Raw genomic sequence first — 14,181 nt, forward strand, 5'->3', positions numbered from 1 at the left:
ACCTAGTTTGCGAGGCAGACCACCTGGGCGACGCGCAGGTCGCGGCGAAGGCTGTCGGCCACGCGGCCATAATTGTCGACGGTGATCGGCTCGCCCATGGCGAGCCCGCCGCGCCGCCCGCCGGCCAGCTTCAGGCTCTCGGTCACGGTCTCCGGCGCGGTGGTGTAGATGCGGCCACGGCGCGGGGCTTCGGCTACGGTCACGCCGATCACCCGGCCGGCGTTGTCCAGGGCCGGCGCGCCGGAAAGACCGGCCAGAGTCCCCTTGAGGGTGTCGGTGCGGCCGACCTCGGCCCAGACCAGAACAGACTCGGTGCGGGCGCCGCGACCCCGGACCACCAGACGCTCACGGCCCAGCAGGCGCGAGGCGGCCTCGCCCGGCTGGCCTTGCGGGAAGCCGGGATGGAAGGCGCGATCCCCCCGGCGCAGCGGCCGGTCCAGGCCCAGGGGCAGGGCGCCGGAGCCGCCTTCGGTGGTCAGGACGGCGACATCGGCCTTGGGATCGATGCGGACCTGCGCCGCGACGCCTCGGCCGTCACCCACCACGATGGCGGCCTGGCGACAGCCATCGACAACATGGCGGGCGGTCAGCCAGGTCCCGCTGTCGTCCACGGAGAAGGCGGTTCCCGACCCCTGCTGAGGCGCGAAGGGCGCGTCGACGACGATCTCGGGATCGAAGGGAGACGCCGGACCCAGCGGCACGCCTTCCTCGCCCTCCACGGGCGGCGGCGGCGGCGGCGCGTCAGCGCGCTCCTGACGGCCGAGCGCGGCGATCAGGAGCGCGAGGACCACCGCGGCATAGACCAGCCAATCGGGAAGTCGGGGAAAGTGCATGGGCGGCGCGGGCCGCTCAGCCCGCCACGGCGGCGGCGAGGATCAGGGCGGTGGCGATCTTGGCCCCCACCAACAAGGCGGCGGCCGCGACCTCGCCTTCCTGGATGCGCTGCGGCAGGCCCTTGAGGATCATGTCGGTCATGCGGAACACGAAGAGCTGGACGATGGTCGTCGCCGCGCCCCAAAGCGCGATGTCGATAGGCGAGGACGAGGCCCGCAGGCTGACCGCCAGCGGAATGGCCAGGCCGACCATCACCCCGCCCAGGGACAGGGCGGCGGCGGCGTTGCCGTCGCGGATCAGCTTGACCTCTCGATGGGGGGTCAGCAGGGCGTAAAGCACCGTCCCCAGCAGCAGGATGACCATGGTGATCCCCGCGTGAAGCAGGGTGACCGGAAAGCCCGTGGCGAAGGCCTGGATCTCAGGCGACTGAAGTTCTGGCGGCATGGACGCGACAATCCCCGAACGACGCTGACCGCACCGTTAACACGGCGGCGCTTCGAAGCGATGACGCAATTTATTCAGCCGCGGCGATCTCGGCGATCGGCTCGATTTCCGCCTTGCGGCGGGCGCTGGCGCGGACCTTCTCGCTCTCGGACTTCAGCTGACCGCAGGCGGCGAGGATGTCGCGACCGCGCGGCGTGCGGATCGGCGAAGCGTAGCCGGCGCGGTTGATGACGGCGGCGAACTTTTCGATTGTGGCCCAGTCCGAGCATTCATACGGACTGTTGGGCCACGGGTTGAACGGGATCAGATTGATCTTGGCCGGCACACCCTTCAGCAGCTGCACCAGGGCGCGGGCCTCGTCGGGGCTGTCATTGACGCCCTTGAGCATCACGTACTCGAAGGTTACCCGGCGGGCGTTGGAGATACCCGGATAGGCGCGGATGCCGTCCATCAGCTCCTTGATCGGGTACTTCTTGTTGAGCGGCACCAGCTCGTTGCGCAGCTCGTCATTGGTGGCGTGCAGGCTGATGGCCAGCATGGCGCTGGTCTTCTCGCCCAGAGCCGTCAGCTGCGGAACCACGCCCGAGGTCGAAACCGTGATCCGGCGGCGCGAGATGGCGATGCCCTCGTCGTCGCTGATGATATCGATGGCGGCCGAAACCGCGTCCAGATTGTAGAGCGGCTCGCCCATGCCCATGAAGACGATGTTGGATAGGCGGCGTTCCTCACGGTCGCTCGGCCATTCCTCCAGGTCGTCCTTAGCCACCTGCACCTGGGCGACGATCTCGGCCGCGGTCAGGTTGCGCACCAGGGGCTGGGTGCCCGTGTGGCAGAAGGTGCAGTTCAGGGTGCAGCCAACCTGGCTGGAGACGCACAGGGCGCCGGCCCGGCCCACGTCGGGGATGTAGACGGTCTCGACCTCGATGCCGGGAGCCATGCGGATCAGCCACTTGCGCGTGCCGTCCTTGGACACCTGGCGCTCGACCACCTCGGGACGCGAGATCACGAAGCGCTCGGACAGAGCGGCGCGCAGGTCTTTGGCCACATCGCTCATCTGGGCGAAGTCGGTGACGCCGCGATGGTGCATCCAACGCCACAGCTGGGTGGTGCGCATGCGCGCCTTGGCCGGCTCGACCACACCGCTCTCGACCAGGGCGGCCGACAGCTCCGCCCGGGTCAGGCCGGACAGGTTCTGAGGAAGCGAGGGCGCGTCGGCGCGCGCCGGTCGGGCGAGGTCGAGGGTGACGGTCACGGGAAAATCCAGATTTCGGGCAGCCTTATAGCAGATGGGGGTTAAGGCCGCAAAAACAGGCCCCTGCGACGATCAGAACGCCGCCGCGCTGATCGTTCCGTCGCCGCTCAGGGTCGCCCGCTTCATGCCCTGGGAGTGGAATGGCGTGGACACCGAGCCGTCCGCCGACACCGCGATCAGGCCCCCGTCGCCGCCCAGGGCCGCCAGTTCGGCGATCACCGCCTTGGTGGCCTCCTCCAGGGACTGGCCGGCGAAACGCATCCGGAAACCGATCTGGGCGGCGGCGGCCAGGCGGATGAAATACTCGCCTTGCCCCGTGCAAGAGACCGCCACATGGGCGTCGGCCCAGGCGCCGGCGGCGGGGATCGGGCTGTCGCCAACCCGGCCAGGCATCTTGTTGAACACGCCGGCGGTGGAGGTGGCGGCGGCCAGCCGGCCTTCGCCGTCGCGCACCACGCAGCCCACCGTGCCGTGGGCGAGAGCGCCCGGGGCGTGATTAGCCTCGAACTGGCCGGCATGGGTGAACCAGGCCTTGGGGTCATCGATGGCCTCAAGCGCCTGTTCGGCGGCGAAGCGTGCGGCGCCCGAGCCGGCCAGCATGACGTGCGGCGTGCGGTCCATGACCGCGCGGGCGGCGGTGATCGGGCTCTTGAAGCCTTGCAGGGCGGCGACCGCGCCGGCCTTGCCGCTCAGCCCGTCCATGATGCAGGCGTCGAGTTCATATTCCCCAGCCAGATTGGGGGAAGCGCCGCGCCCGGCGACATAGAGGCCCGAAGCCTCAAGAGCGACCGTCGTCGAGGTGGCGACGTCGAGCGCCGTAGCCCCCGCGCGCAGGGCGTCGCGGGCCTGTTCGACGAGGCCCTTCATGTGGGCGATCTCGCGATCGTAGTTGCGTCCCGGCTTGGCGCCCGCGCCGCCATGCAGCGCTAGGCTCAAACATTTGTTCGACATTGGCCTTCCTTCCCTTGGGTCCGGTGCGATAGCGTCCCTTTCGAACAAAAAGAAGTCGGAGACGCGATCATGAAGGCGGTGTTGAGCCAATCGGTGGGCGGGCCAGAGACCCTGAAGCTCGAGGATCTACCAGATCCTACCGCCGGCGCGGGTCAGGTGGTGCTGGATGTGAAGGCCTGTGGGGTCAACTATCCCGACGTGCTGATCATCCAGGATATGTACCAGTTCAAGCCGCAGCGACCCTTCGCGCCGGGCGGCGAGGTGTCGGGCGTGGTCAGCGGGGTGGGCGAGGGCGTGTCGCACCTGAAGGTCGGCGACCGCGTCCTGGCCAGCACCGGCTGGGGCGGCATGGCCGAAAAGCTGCAGGTGGACGCCGCGCGGGTGGTGCCCATCCCGGACACCATGCCGTTCGACGAGGCGGCGGCCTTCCTGATGACTTACGGCACCTCCTATTACGGCCTGAAGGATCGCGGCCACATCAAGCCGGGCGAGACCCTGCTGGTGCTGGGCGCGGCCGGCGGCGTCGGCCTAGCGGCGGTCGAGCTGGGCAAGGCCATGGGGGCCAAGGTGATCGCCGCCGCGTCCAGCCAGGAGAAGGTCGATCTGGCCATCTCGCGCGGCGCCGACAGCGGCGTGGTCTATCCCACCGGTCCCTTCGACAAGGACGGCCAGAAGGCCTTGGCGCAGTTGTTCAAGGACGCCTGCGGGCCCAATGGCTGGGACGTGGCCTATGACGCGGTCGGCGGCGACTATGCCGAGGCGGTGATCCGGGCTTCCGGCTGGAACGGCCGCTTCCTGGTGATCGGCTTCCCGGCGGGCATTCCCAAGGTGCCGCTGAACCTGACCCTGCTGAAATCCTGCGACATCGTCGGTGTGTTCTGGGGCGCGGCGGTGGCGCGCGATCCCAAGGGCCACGCCCAGAACGTCAAGGAGCTGATGGCCCTCTACGCCGACGGCAAGATCAAGCCGCACGTGTCCGAGACCTTCCCCCTGGCCAAGGCCGGGGACGCCATCGCGCACCTGGCCAGCCGCAAGGCCATGGGCAAGGTGGTCGTGGTCACCGAGTAGAGCCATCGGGTGGCGAGGCCGCGTCAGACGGCCCGCCGCCCATCATCGCCAAAGGGAGGAAACCATGGCGGGACGTCTGGACGGCAAGGTCGCTGTCATCACCGGCGGCTGTTCGGGCATCGGCCTGGGCACGGTGGAGCTTTTCGTGGCGGAGGGCGCGAGGGTCATCGCCGCCGACATCCAGGACGAAAAGGGCGCCATGCTGGAAAGGCGGTTCCCCGACACGGTCCGCTACATCCATTGCGATGTGACCAAGGAAGATCAGGTCGCCGCCGCCATCGCCCTGGCGAAGTCGGCGTTCGGCGGGCTGGACATCCTGTTCAACAACGCAGGCCATGGCGGCTGTCCCACGGGTATCGAAGAGATGGACATCCCCGCCTGGGACGACACCTACGCCGTGCTGCTTCGCGCGCCGGCCATCGGCATGCACTACGCCGTGCCCCTGATGCTGGAGCGAGGCGGCGGCTCGATCATCAACACCGCCTCGATCGCCGGACTACAGGCGGGGTTTGGCCCCATCTGCTACTCGACCATGAAGTCGGCGGTGATCCACCTGAGCCGCACGGCGGCGGCGGAGCTGTCGCCGCAGAAGATCCGGGTCAACGCCATCTGCCCCGGCCTGATCGCCACCTCGATCTTCGGGGCGTCGGTGGGCCTGCCGCGCGAGGTCGCCGACCAGATGGCCGCACGGGTGGCCGAGGTGGGACCGAAGATCCAGCCCATCCCCAAGGCAGGCCTGCCGGAGGACATAGCCAAGGCGGTGCTGTTCCTGGCCAGCGACGACAGCGTCTTCGTCACCGGAACGCATCTGGTGGTGGATGGCGGCATCACCATCGGCGGGCGCCAAAGCTGGGACAAGAAAGCCCCCTCGCCCCTGCTGGCGGCCATGGGCATGACGCCCGAGGAGGCCGAGGCGCTGCGCCTCGCCGCGAAAGCCGCGAAGGCCTAGACCTCCGCCCACATCCTCAGAAGGTTATGGTAGGTCCCGGTCAGGGCGACCAACGAGGGATCGTTGGCGCCCACCTGGCCGGCCAGGCGCTGAATGGCGACGTCCATGTCGAACAGCAGCGCCCGCTGGGCGTCCTGGCGCACCAGGCTCTGAATCCAGAAGAATGATGAGATGCGCGCGCCGCGCGTGATCGGCTCCACCCGATGCAGGCTGGAGGCGGGATAGAGGATCAGGTCCCCGGCCGGCAGCTTGACCTCATGGACGCCGTAAGTGTCGTCCACCACCAGCTCGCCGCCGTCGTAGTCCTCGGGCTCGGTCAGGAACAGGGTGGCCGACAGGTCGCTGCGGATACGCATGCCGTCGGAGGCGACGCGGATCGAATTGTCCACGTGATCGCCAAAGGTCTGGCCCGGCCCATAGCGGTTGAACAGCGGCGGAAAGACCTTCAGCGGCAGACCCGCGGCCACGAACAGCGGGCTCTTTTCCAGCGCATCGAGGATCGCGGCGCCGGCGTCGCGAGCGGCCTGCGAGGCCTCGGGCAACTGCAGATTGGCCTTGGCCATCCGGGACTGGCTGCCGGAGGTGGCGTTGCCGTCGATCCAGTCGGCGGCGTCAATCACCGCGCGCAGCCGGGCGACCTGGTCCTTGGTCAGAACTTGCGGGATGTGCAGCATCATGGCCGGACAGCCTTAAACGCCAATGGCCCTCAAATGAAGCGCGCCCCGTCCGAGGGCCATCGGACGGGGCGCATGAGGCGGCGTGGGAGGGAGCTCCGCGCCGCCCCTTAGACTAGTAGCGGACGTTCAGGGTCACGATGGCCTGGCGGCCGGCCCCGTAGTCCGCGTGATGAACGCCGTTGGTGCGGGCGATGTATTCCTTGTCGCCCACGTTCTGGACGTTCAGCTGCAGGTCCGCCCGGTCGTTGATCTGGTAGGCCGCGAAAGCGTCGAAGCGCCAGTAGTCCGGAGCGTAGATGGCGTTGGCGCCGCCGCCCGCGCCGCCCTGGTTGCCGCCGAAGCTCTTGGAGACGTAGTAGGCGCCGCCGCCGAGCGAGAGCTTGTCGAAGACCTTGTAGGTCGAGAACATGCTGAAGCTGTGCTTGGGCGTGTTGGCCAGCGGATCGCCGACATTGACGTTGGTGTAGGCGCCGCGAACCAGCTCGCTGTCCTGGAAGGTGTAGCCACCGAACACCTGCCACTTGTCGGTGACATTGCCCGAGACGCCCAGTTCGACGCCGGTGACCTCGGCCTCGCCGGCCTGCTCATAGACACCGGCCTGGACCTGGATTTGCGCGTTCTTGCGCTTCAGCTGGAAGACCGCGCCCGAAAGCTGGAGCTGATCGCGGAACAGCGACCACTTCACGCCGGCTTCGATGCTTTCGGTTTCTTCCGGATCCAAGACCGTCGTCGGGGCCTGGCCGTTGGAGCCGCCGCCCGTGCCGCCCGGGACCGCGTTCTGGTCACCGCCGGCCAGGGTGGGCGGGGTCGAGGAGGTGCCGAACGACACATAGACGCTGGCGTTCGTGACCGGCTTGTAGACCAGGCCGACCTGGTAGTTGAAGAAATCCCAGTTTCCCTTCGGCGGCGTGGAGGCGGTCTGGCCGGTGATCACGCCCGCGGCGCTGGTCGAGGACCGAGTGATGCCGGTGACGCCGTACTCATCGTAGCGAGCGCCGAGATTCAGCAACCACTTTTCGCCGAAGCTGATGGTGTCGAAGGCATAGACGCCGCCCGAGCGAGTGCGGCTGGTGCTCACCGCGCCCAGCGGGGTCAGGCCCGTCCAAGGATCGTTCGGGTTGGGCGCGAAGACGCGGGTGCAGTCGCCCACGCCGGCGTTGGTGACGTTGTTCGTGAAGCCCGTCGGGCAGGCCGAGCCGGCCGTGGTGTAGATCACGTAGGAGGCGTTGTCGTTGACCTCGCGGCTGACTTCAAAGCCGGTGGCGAAGCTGTGCTCGAGCCCGCCGGTGGTGAACTTGCCGTAGACCTCAGTGACGTTGGCGACGGTCTTGGTTTCGTTCCAGCGGCTCTTGGTGCCGCGCTTCATCCACCATTCGCCGGCCACGAACTGGGCCGCGCCGCCATCGCCCGGGTTGGTGACGATGTAGTCGTTCACCGTCTCGCTGTAGCGGAAGACATTGCGGATCGAGATGCGGTCGTTGAAGTCGTGCTCGACGAAGAAGGTGCCGATATCGGCCGAGGTCTTGGCGAAATCGCGGGCCGTCAGGCCGTAGAAGGCGTCGCGACCGACAGGCAGCACGCCGCTTTCGGTACGCGGGTAGCCCGGAACCTTGGTCATCAGCGGCACGCCGTAGTCGGGCATGTCGTCGCTTTCCAGATGGTAGTAGCTGGCGGTGACGCGGGTCTCGGTTCCCAGGCCGTAGGACAATGCGCCAAGGAAGCCGAGACGCTCGAAGTCCACCACGTCCGGACGGCCGGGCGTATTGCCTTGCGTGCCCATGATGTTCAGGCGGATCGCCGAGGTGGCGCCCAGCTGGTAGTTGGCGTCGATCGCGCCGCGCAGATAGTCATCAGTTCCCGCGCGGGCCGAACCGGTCACGAAGGTTTCCAGGCGCGGCTTCTTCGTCGACAGGTTGATGCTGCCGCCGCCCGAACCGCGGCCGTTGTAGGCGCTGTCGGGGCCCTTCACGACCTCGACCTGCTCCAGGGCGAAGACTTCCCGGATCTGGCCGCCGGTGTCGCGCAGGTTATCGACGAAGATGTTGTTGCCGCTGCTCTGGCCGCGGATGAACGGACGGTCGGCCAGGGGCTGGCCGCCTTCGCCTGCGCCGAAGGTGATGCCGGGCGAGGTGCGGAGCAGATCCTGCAGCGAGGTCGCCGCGGTCTGATCGATGACCTTTTGCGGAATGACGGTGATGGAGCGCGGGGTGTCCACCAGGGGAGCGGTGAACTTGGGCGATTGCGGCTTGGAGCCGACGGCGGCCTCGATATCGACGCCCGACACTTCGGTCGGCGCATCGGCGGCGGCGTCCATTTCGGCGGCGAAGGCGGCGGGCGCCAGCGACAGGCCGGCGGCCCCGGCCACGGCGGCGACGCCCATGGCGCGCTTGGCTCGGGCGCGGACGCCGGAAGAGTTGATGTTACGCATGAAATTATCCCCGATCAGCTCGCATCGCGTTCCAGCGCTGCGATTGCGAGGCGTTCTTATTTGCAACACTTTCGCAATGCAATGATAATCATTCGCAGAACGAGGGCGGGCGGATCGCAACATCCGCTTTTCGGGCGCTTCGGAGCGGATTAGGCTCTCGCCTCATGTGGATGCCGCCCAAAAACAAGCTGCCGATCGTTGTCGCCGCCCTCGCCGTCTGCGCTGTGTGCGGATTTGGCGTCGGGGTTCAGGGCGCGTTTCAGCGCCAGGGGCCGCCGACGGTGGCCGCCGCGGTTCCCGATAGCCAGCTAGCCGCGCCGGCCAAGGACGCCGTCCCACTGGGCGCGCCGCTTATCGAGACCAAGAAGGTCGCCGAAAAGCCCAAGGAAGAGCCCAAGGAGGAGGAGGTCGTCGAGACCGCCGATACCGCGCCCGCCCCAGTCCCCCTGCCCAGCGCCACGCCGACGCAGACCGCCGCCCCGCCGCCCGCCGAGGCGGCGACCGACGCGACCAAGGCCCCACCGCCGGCTATTCCTTACTGATCGCCTCCCCCAGGCCCTGAACGCAAAACGGGCGGCCCATCGCTGGGCCGCCCGCTGTATTTCAGCTTCGGTTGAAGCGGAGGCTTAGGCTTCCGCGTCTTCCTTGGCGTCGGCCTTGGCCGACAGGTCTTCACCCGTCACCTGATCGACGACCTTCATCGAAAGCTTGGTCTTGCCGCGATCGTCGAAGCCCAGGAGCTTGACCTTCACGGTCTGGCCTTCGGTCAGCACGTCGCTGGGCTTGGAGACTCGCTCGTTGCTGATCTGGCTGACGTGAACGAGGCCGTCCTTGGCGCCGAAGAAGTTCACGAAGGCGCCGAAGTCCACGACCTTGACGACCTTGCCGTCGTAGATCGCGCCGACTTCCGCTTCCTGCGTGATCGACTTGATCCACTTCACGGCCGCTTCGATCTTGGCCCCGTCCGAGGCCGAGACCTTCACGGTGCCGTCGTCGCTGATATCGACCTTGGCGCCGGTCTTCTCGACGATCTCGCGGATCACCTTGCCGCCCGAACCGATCACTTCACGGATTTTGTCGGTCGGGATGGAGATGGTTTCGATCTTCGGGGCGAAGTCGCCGACGCTGTCGCGCGGGGCGTCCATGGCCTTGTTCATCTCGCCCAGGATGTGGTCGCGGCCGGCTTTCGCCTGCTTCAGAGCCTGTTCCATGATGGCGGGCGTGATGCCGGCGATCTTGATGTCCATCTGAAGGCTGGTGATGCCTTCCGAGGTGCCGGCGACCTTGAAGTCCATGTCGCCCAGGTGATCTTCGTCACCCAGGATGTCGGACAGAACGGCGAAGCCGTCGCTTTCCAGGATCAGGCCCATGGCGATGCCCGAGACCGGACGGATCAGCGGCACGCCCGCATCCATCATGGCCAGCGAGGCGCCGCAGACCGTGGCCATCGAGGACGAGCCGTTGGACTCGGTGATCTCCGACACCAGACGGATGGTGTAGGGGAAGTCTTCCTTGGCCGGCAGCATCGGACGGATGGCGCGCCAGGCCAGCTTGCCGTGGCCGATTTCGCGGCGACCCGGCGAGCCCATGCGGCCCGTCTCACCCACCGAATAGGGCGGGAAGTTGTAGTGCAGCAGGAAGGATTCCTTGTAGGTGCCTTCCAGGGCGTCGATGAACTGCTCGTCGTCGCCGGTGCCCAGGGTCGCGACCACGATGGCCTGGGTTTCGCCGCGGGTGAACAGGGCCGAGCCGTGGGTGCGGGGCAGGATGCCCACTTCGCCCAGGATCGGACGGACCTTGTCGACGGTGCGGCCGTCGATGCGCAGGCCGGTGTCCAGGATGCCGCGACGGACGACGTCGGCTTCCAGTTCCTTGAACACGCCGGCCAGCTTGTTGACGTCCATACCGGCCGGGTTGGTGTCCGACAGGCCCATGGCCGCGATCGCCTTCTTCTTGGCGACGCCGATGGCTTCCTGGCGGTCTTGCTTCTTCTGAATCTTGTAGGCGGCGGCGATATCGGCGCCCACGAGGCCCTTCATTTCGGCCTTGATCGCGTCCGTGTCTTCCGCCGTGAAGTCGAAAGGCTCCTTGGCGGCGTGTTCGGCCAGTTCGATGATCGCTTCGATCACCGGCTGAATCTGGGCATGGGCGAAGTTGACGCCGCCCAGGACCACTTCTTCGGTCAGTTCCTTGATCTCGGATTCGACCATCATCACCGCGTCGGTGGTGCCGGCGACCACGAGGTCCATGGCGCTTTCCTTCAGCTCGTCGAGCGTCGGGTTCAGCACGTATTCGCCGTCGATATAGCCGACGCGCGCGGCGCCGATCGGGCCCATGAACGGGGCGCCGGACAGGGTCAGGGCGGCGGACGCCGCGACCATGGCCAGGATGTCGGGATCGTTCTCGAGGTCATGCTGCAGGACGGTGCAGACGACCTGCACTTCGTTCTTGAAGCCCTTGACGAACAGGGGGCGGATCGGACGGTCGATCAGGCGGGAGACCAGGGTCTCCTTTTCCGACGGACGGCCTTCACGCTTAAAGAAGCCGCCCGGGATCTTGCCGGCGGCGAAGGTCTTTTCCTGGTAGTTGACCGTCAGGGGGAAGAAATCCTGACCCGGCTTCTGCGACTTGGCGAAGACGGCGGTGGCGAGGACGACGGTCTCGCCCATGGTCGCCAGCACGGCGCCGTCGGCTTGACGGGCGATACGGCCGGTTTCGAGGACCAGCGTCTTGCCGCCCCACTCGATGGTCTTGCGTTTGATATCGAACATTCTTGCTTCTTTCGGTTCCCGAAGACCCATTTCCTCGGGGGCGGACAGGGGCGGCAGGCCCGGCGGGCGTGGCGGAATCCTCTCCGGTCGACAGGCTGTCGAGGATTGCTTTGAACCCCCGATTATCAAGCCGGGGAACATCCCGGGCGCCATCATCCTAAGCCTGTCCAAGGGTGATGGCGAAAACTGGACCGCCCATCCCCGGCGACGGGAATGGGCGGCAAGGGATGCGCTTAGCGGCGCAGACCCAGCTTTTCGATGAGGGTCGCATAGCGACCTTCGTCGGACTTCTTCAGGTGATCAAGGAGCGACCGGCGTTGCGAGACCAGCTTCAGCAGGCCGCGGCGCGAGTGATTGTCCTTCTTGTGCGTCTTGAAGTGCTCGGTCAGGTTCGAGATGCGTTCCGAAAGGATCGCGACCTGGACTTCAGCGCTGCCCGTATCACCTTGAGTGCGGGCATGTTCGGTGATGAGCGCGGATTTGCGCTCTGCAGTGATCGACATCGGGTTGTCTCCGCTCAGGTGAGTTGGAAGACCCGCACCGGATTGAGCCGTCCGGCGCGCATCTCGCACAGGGCGACGATCTTCTCTCCGTTCATGGCGGAAACGGTGCGGTCGCCCAGCGTGAGCTGGGCTTTCAGCGTTTCTACCTGTCGGGGAACGAGAACGATCGGCCGTCCCTGGGCAAGCCGGAAGGCGTCTTCATCGGTCACGGCCAACGCCGGGATGTCGTCCAGCGCGGTCTCGACCGGAAGCAATGCCTCCGACAAGCGCGCGTCATAGTCGAAATTCTCAAGAGTTTCCAGTGTTATCGCCGTCGCCTCGGTGAACGCGCCCACCCGCGTTCGGCGAAGCTGGCTCACATGGCCGCAGGCGCCGAGGGCGTCCGACAGGTCGCGGACCACCGCGCGCACATAGGTGCCCTTGCCGCAATCCATCTCCAGCTCGACATGGTCGGCGTCAGGCGCGGCGACCATGGACAGGGCGTAGATGTTGACCTTGCGGGTCTTAAGCTCGAACTCGACCCCCTCGCGGGCCAGGTCATAGGCCCGCTCGCCGTCCACCTTGATCGCCGAATAGGCGGGCGGGACCTGATCGATCTCGCCCACGAAGGCCGGCAGGGCGGCGGCGACCTGCTCGGGTGTAGGGCGCACGTCGGACTGGGCCGTGGTTTCGCCTTCCCGGTCGAAAGTGGCTGTGGTGCGGCCCCATTCGATGGTGAAGCGATAGGTTTTGTCCGCGTCCATCAGGAACGGGACGGTCTTGGTCGCCTCGCCCAGGGCCAACGGCAGTATGCCAGTGGCCAACGGGTCGAGCGTGCCGGCATGACCCGCCTTCTGGGCGTTGAAAGCCCGGCGGACACGGCTGACCGCATGGGTCGATCCCAGATCGTATGGCTTGTCCAGATTGACCCAGCCGCTGATGGCGTCGCCCTTCTTGCGGCGGGCCATCCTAGTCTTCGTCCTCGTCGCCCAGCACGTCGCTGAGGCGGCGGATGTCCTGCTGAACGCGCGGGTTCGAGAACAGCTTGTCCATCTCGGTGGCGGCGTTGAAGCTCTCGTCGTGGATGAACTTCAGGTCCGGGGTGAACTTCATGTCGATGTTGCGGCCCAGCCGCCCGCGCAGAAACTTCGATACACGGTTGAGGCCTGCGACCACCTCGTCGGTCGGCGCGCCCGACACACCCGCGCCCAGCGGCTCCACAAAGCAGATGGCGTGACGCAGGTCGGGGCTCAGTCGAACCTCGGTGACGGTGATCGAGACGCCCTGCAGCGCTTCGTCCTGAAGCTCTTCTTCGCGAAAGACATCGACCAGGGCGTGGCGGATCAACTCGCCAGCGCGAAGCTGGCGCTGGGTGGGGCCCGTGGGGGCGCCCTTGTTCTGTTGGCGTTTCATGGGCTTTCGGACTGCTGGCCCGGCCGACGGGTCGAACGCCGGTCGCGGGGAGAATGGAAGGGCGCGCTTCTAGGCCCGCGGAGCCGACGTGTCCACCCTCAGCCTCTGGCGGAAGAACTCCACGACCCGGTCGCGGGCCTGCATGGTCGGGCCTTCGGGGTCGGATCGATCCAGATGCGCGGACAGTACCGAGTGGGGCGTGCGGCCCGTCCCTGGCCGCGCCGAGGCAGGGTCCAGCTCGATCGCCTCGAACCGGTCGCCGAAGGCCTTGCGATAGGCGTCGAACCGCGCGGCGGGCACGAAAGGGTCGTCTCGGAAGCGCAAACCAAGCAAGGACAGATCCTCGGCCTCGAACCGCTGTCGGGCGCAAGCGATCTCGTCCTTGGAGCAGCCCAGGGATGCCGCGCCCTTCTTGCCGAGCGGCAGGGACGGCTGTGACAGCACCGGGGCGATCACCGAAGGTTCGGTCATCATGGCCAGGGCGAAGCCGCCGGTGAAGCACATGCCCACCGAGCCCACCCCCGGCCCGCCGCACTCGGCATGGGCCTTGCGGGCCAGGGCGCGCAGCCAGTCGACGATGGGGCTGGAGCGGTCGGTGGCCCACACCGTGAACTCGCGTCGCACGCACAGGGTCTTGAGAATCACGCCGCGCGCATAGTTGGGCGTCACCGGCCGCCCTGGCTGGCCCATCAGGCTCGGGCAGAAGACGGTCATGCCGGCGGCCACCAGATCCTCGGCGAAGCGGATCACCAGCGGGTGCAAACCCGGAATTTCGTGGATGACGATCACCGCCGGGCCAGAGCCCTTTCGATAGACGTCGCGCGACCAGCGGCCATCGTCGAAGACGAAGTGTTCGAAGTCGTCCAAGTCACCGGAATCGTAGCCGGCGGCGTCGTCGAATTCTCCGGCCAT

Annotated in this window: 14 protein-coding genes; 3 read left to right on the plus strand and 11 right to left on the minus strand. The window is 67.0% G+C overall.

What is annotated here, in order from left to right:
- Positions 1-2: 2 nt before the first annotated feature.
- From O5K31_RS17595 to O5K31_RS17610, 4 genes are all read right to left on the minus strand, one after another.
- Positions 3-833: a S1 family peptidase gene (locus O5K31_RS17595; RefSeq protein ID WP_269715045.1), complete on the minus strand. Its 831-nt coding sequence runs from the start codon at positions 831-833 to the stop codon at positions 3-5.
- Between the two features lie 16 nt (positions 834-849).
- Positions 850-1,278: a DUF350 domain-containing protein gene (locus O5K31_RS17600; protein WP_269715046.1), complete on the minus strand. Its 429-nt coding sequence runs from the start codon at positions 1,276-1,278 to the stop codon at positions 850-852.
- Between the two features lie 70 nt (positions 1,279-1,348).
- Entirely contained in the window at positions 1,349-2,530 is a 1,182-nt protein-coding gene (rlmN, locus tag O5K31_RS17605; RefSeq protein WP_269715047.1) for a 23S rRNA (adenine(2503)-C(2))-methyltransferase RlmN, read from the minus strand.
- A gap of 72 nt (positions 2,531-2,602) precedes the next feature.
- Positions 2,603-3,481 carry an isoaspartyl peptidase/L-asparaginase family protein gene (locus tag O5K31_RS17610; protein WP_269715048.1) on the minus strand — a complete coding sequence of 293 codons (879 nt, stop codon included), beginning with the start codon at positions 3,479-3,481 and terminating at the stop codon, positions 2,603-2,605.
- 69 nt (positions 3,482-3,550) lie between these two features.
- On the opposite strand from O5K31_RS17610, the gene O5K31_RS17615 reads away from it, so the two are divergent.
- Both O5K31_RS17615 and O5K31_RS17620 read left to right on the plus strand, forming a co-directional pair.
- Positions 3,551-4,549, plus strand: a complete 999-nt coding sequence (locus O5K31_RS17615; protein WP_269715049.1) for an NADPH:quinone oxidoreductase family protein — start codon at positions 3,551-3,553, stop codon at positions 4,547-4,549.
- A 64-nt stretch (positions 4,550-4,613) separates the two neighbouring features.
- Positions 4,614-5,498 (plus strand): SDR family NAD(P)-dependent oxidoreductase, encoded by an 885-nt coding sequence (locus O5K31_RS17620; protein ID WP_269715050.1) that lies wholly within the window; start codon positions 4,614-4,616, stop codon positions 5,496-5,498.
- On the opposite strand, the gene O5K31_RS17625 is transcribed toward O5K31_RS17620, so the two are convergent.
- Together O5K31_RS17625 and O5K31_RS17630 are read right to left on the minus strand one after the other, a co-directional pair.
- On the minus strand, positions 5,495-6,175 hold the full coding sequence (locus O5K31_RS17625) for a Fe2+-dependent dioxygenase (protein ID WP_269715051.1): 681 nt from the start codon (positions 6,173-6,175) through the stop codon (positions 5,495-5,497). The two genes, O5K31_RS17620 and O5K31_RS17625, sit on opposite strands and share 4 nt — an antisense overlap.
- 112 nt (positions 6,176-6,287) lie before the next feature.
- On the minus strand, positions 6,288-8,603 hold the full coding sequence (locus O5K31_RS17630) for a TonB-dependent receptor (protein WP_269715052.1): 2,316 nt from the start codon (positions 8,601-8,603) through the stop codon (positions 6,288-6,290).
- A gap of 164 nt (positions 8,604-8,767) precedes the next feature.
- Between O5K31_RS17630 and O5K31_RS17635 the strand changes: the two genes are divergently transcribed.
- Positions 8,768-9,145 (plus strand): hypothetical protein, encoded by a 378-nt coding sequence (locus O5K31_RS17635; RefSeq protein WP_269715053.1) that lies wholly within the window; start codon positions 8,768-8,770, stop codon positions 9,143-9,145.
- A gap of 84 nt (positions 9,146-9,229) precedes the next feature.
- Here O5K31_RS17635 and pnp read toward each other — a convergent pair whose 3' ends face one another.
- The 5 genes from pnp to O5K31_RS17660 form a co-directional block, all read right to left on the minus strand.
- Positions 9,230-11,374: a polyribonucleotide nucleotidyltransferase gene (pnp, locus tag O5K31_RS17640; RefSeq protein ID WP_269715054.1), complete on the minus strand. Its 2,145-nt coding sequence runs from the start codon at positions 11,372-11,374 to the stop codon at positions 9,230-9,232.
- 233 nt (positions 11,375-11,607) lie between these two features.
- Positions 11,608-11,877 carry a 30S ribosomal protein S15 gene (rpsO, locus tag O5K31_RS17645; RefSeq protein WP_269715055.1) on the minus strand — a complete coding sequence of 90 codons (270 nt, stop codon included), beginning with the start codon at positions 11,875-11,877 and terminating at the stop codon, positions 11,608-11,610.
- A gap of 14 nt (positions 11,878-11,891) precedes the next feature.
- The gene (gene truB, locus O5K31_RS17650; protein WP_269715056.1) at positions 11,892-12,824 is read right to left on the minus strand and encodes a tRNA pseudouridine(55) synthase TruB; all 933 of its coding nucleotides are present in this window, start codon (positions 12,822-12,824) and stop codon (positions 11,892-11,894) included.
- Between the two features lies 1 nt (position 12,825).
- Positions 12,826-13,269: a 30S ribosome-binding factor RbfA gene (gene rbfA, locus O5K31_RS17655; protein WP_269715057.1), complete on the minus strand. Its 444-nt coding sequence runs from the start codon at positions 13,267-13,269 to the stop codon at positions 12,826-12,828.
- Positions 13,270-13,338: 69 nt separating this feature from the next.
- Positions 13,339-14,181 (minus strand): dienelactone hydrolase family protein, encoded by an 843-nt coding sequence (locus O5K31_RS17660; RefSeq protein ID WP_269715058.1) that lies wholly within the window; start codon positions 14,179-14,181, stop codon positions 13,339-13,341.

The organism is Caulobacter sp. NIBR2454 (assembly GCF_027474405.1).
GTDB lineage: Bacteria > Pseudomonadota > Alphaproteobacteria > Caulobacterales > Caulobacteraceae > Caulobacter.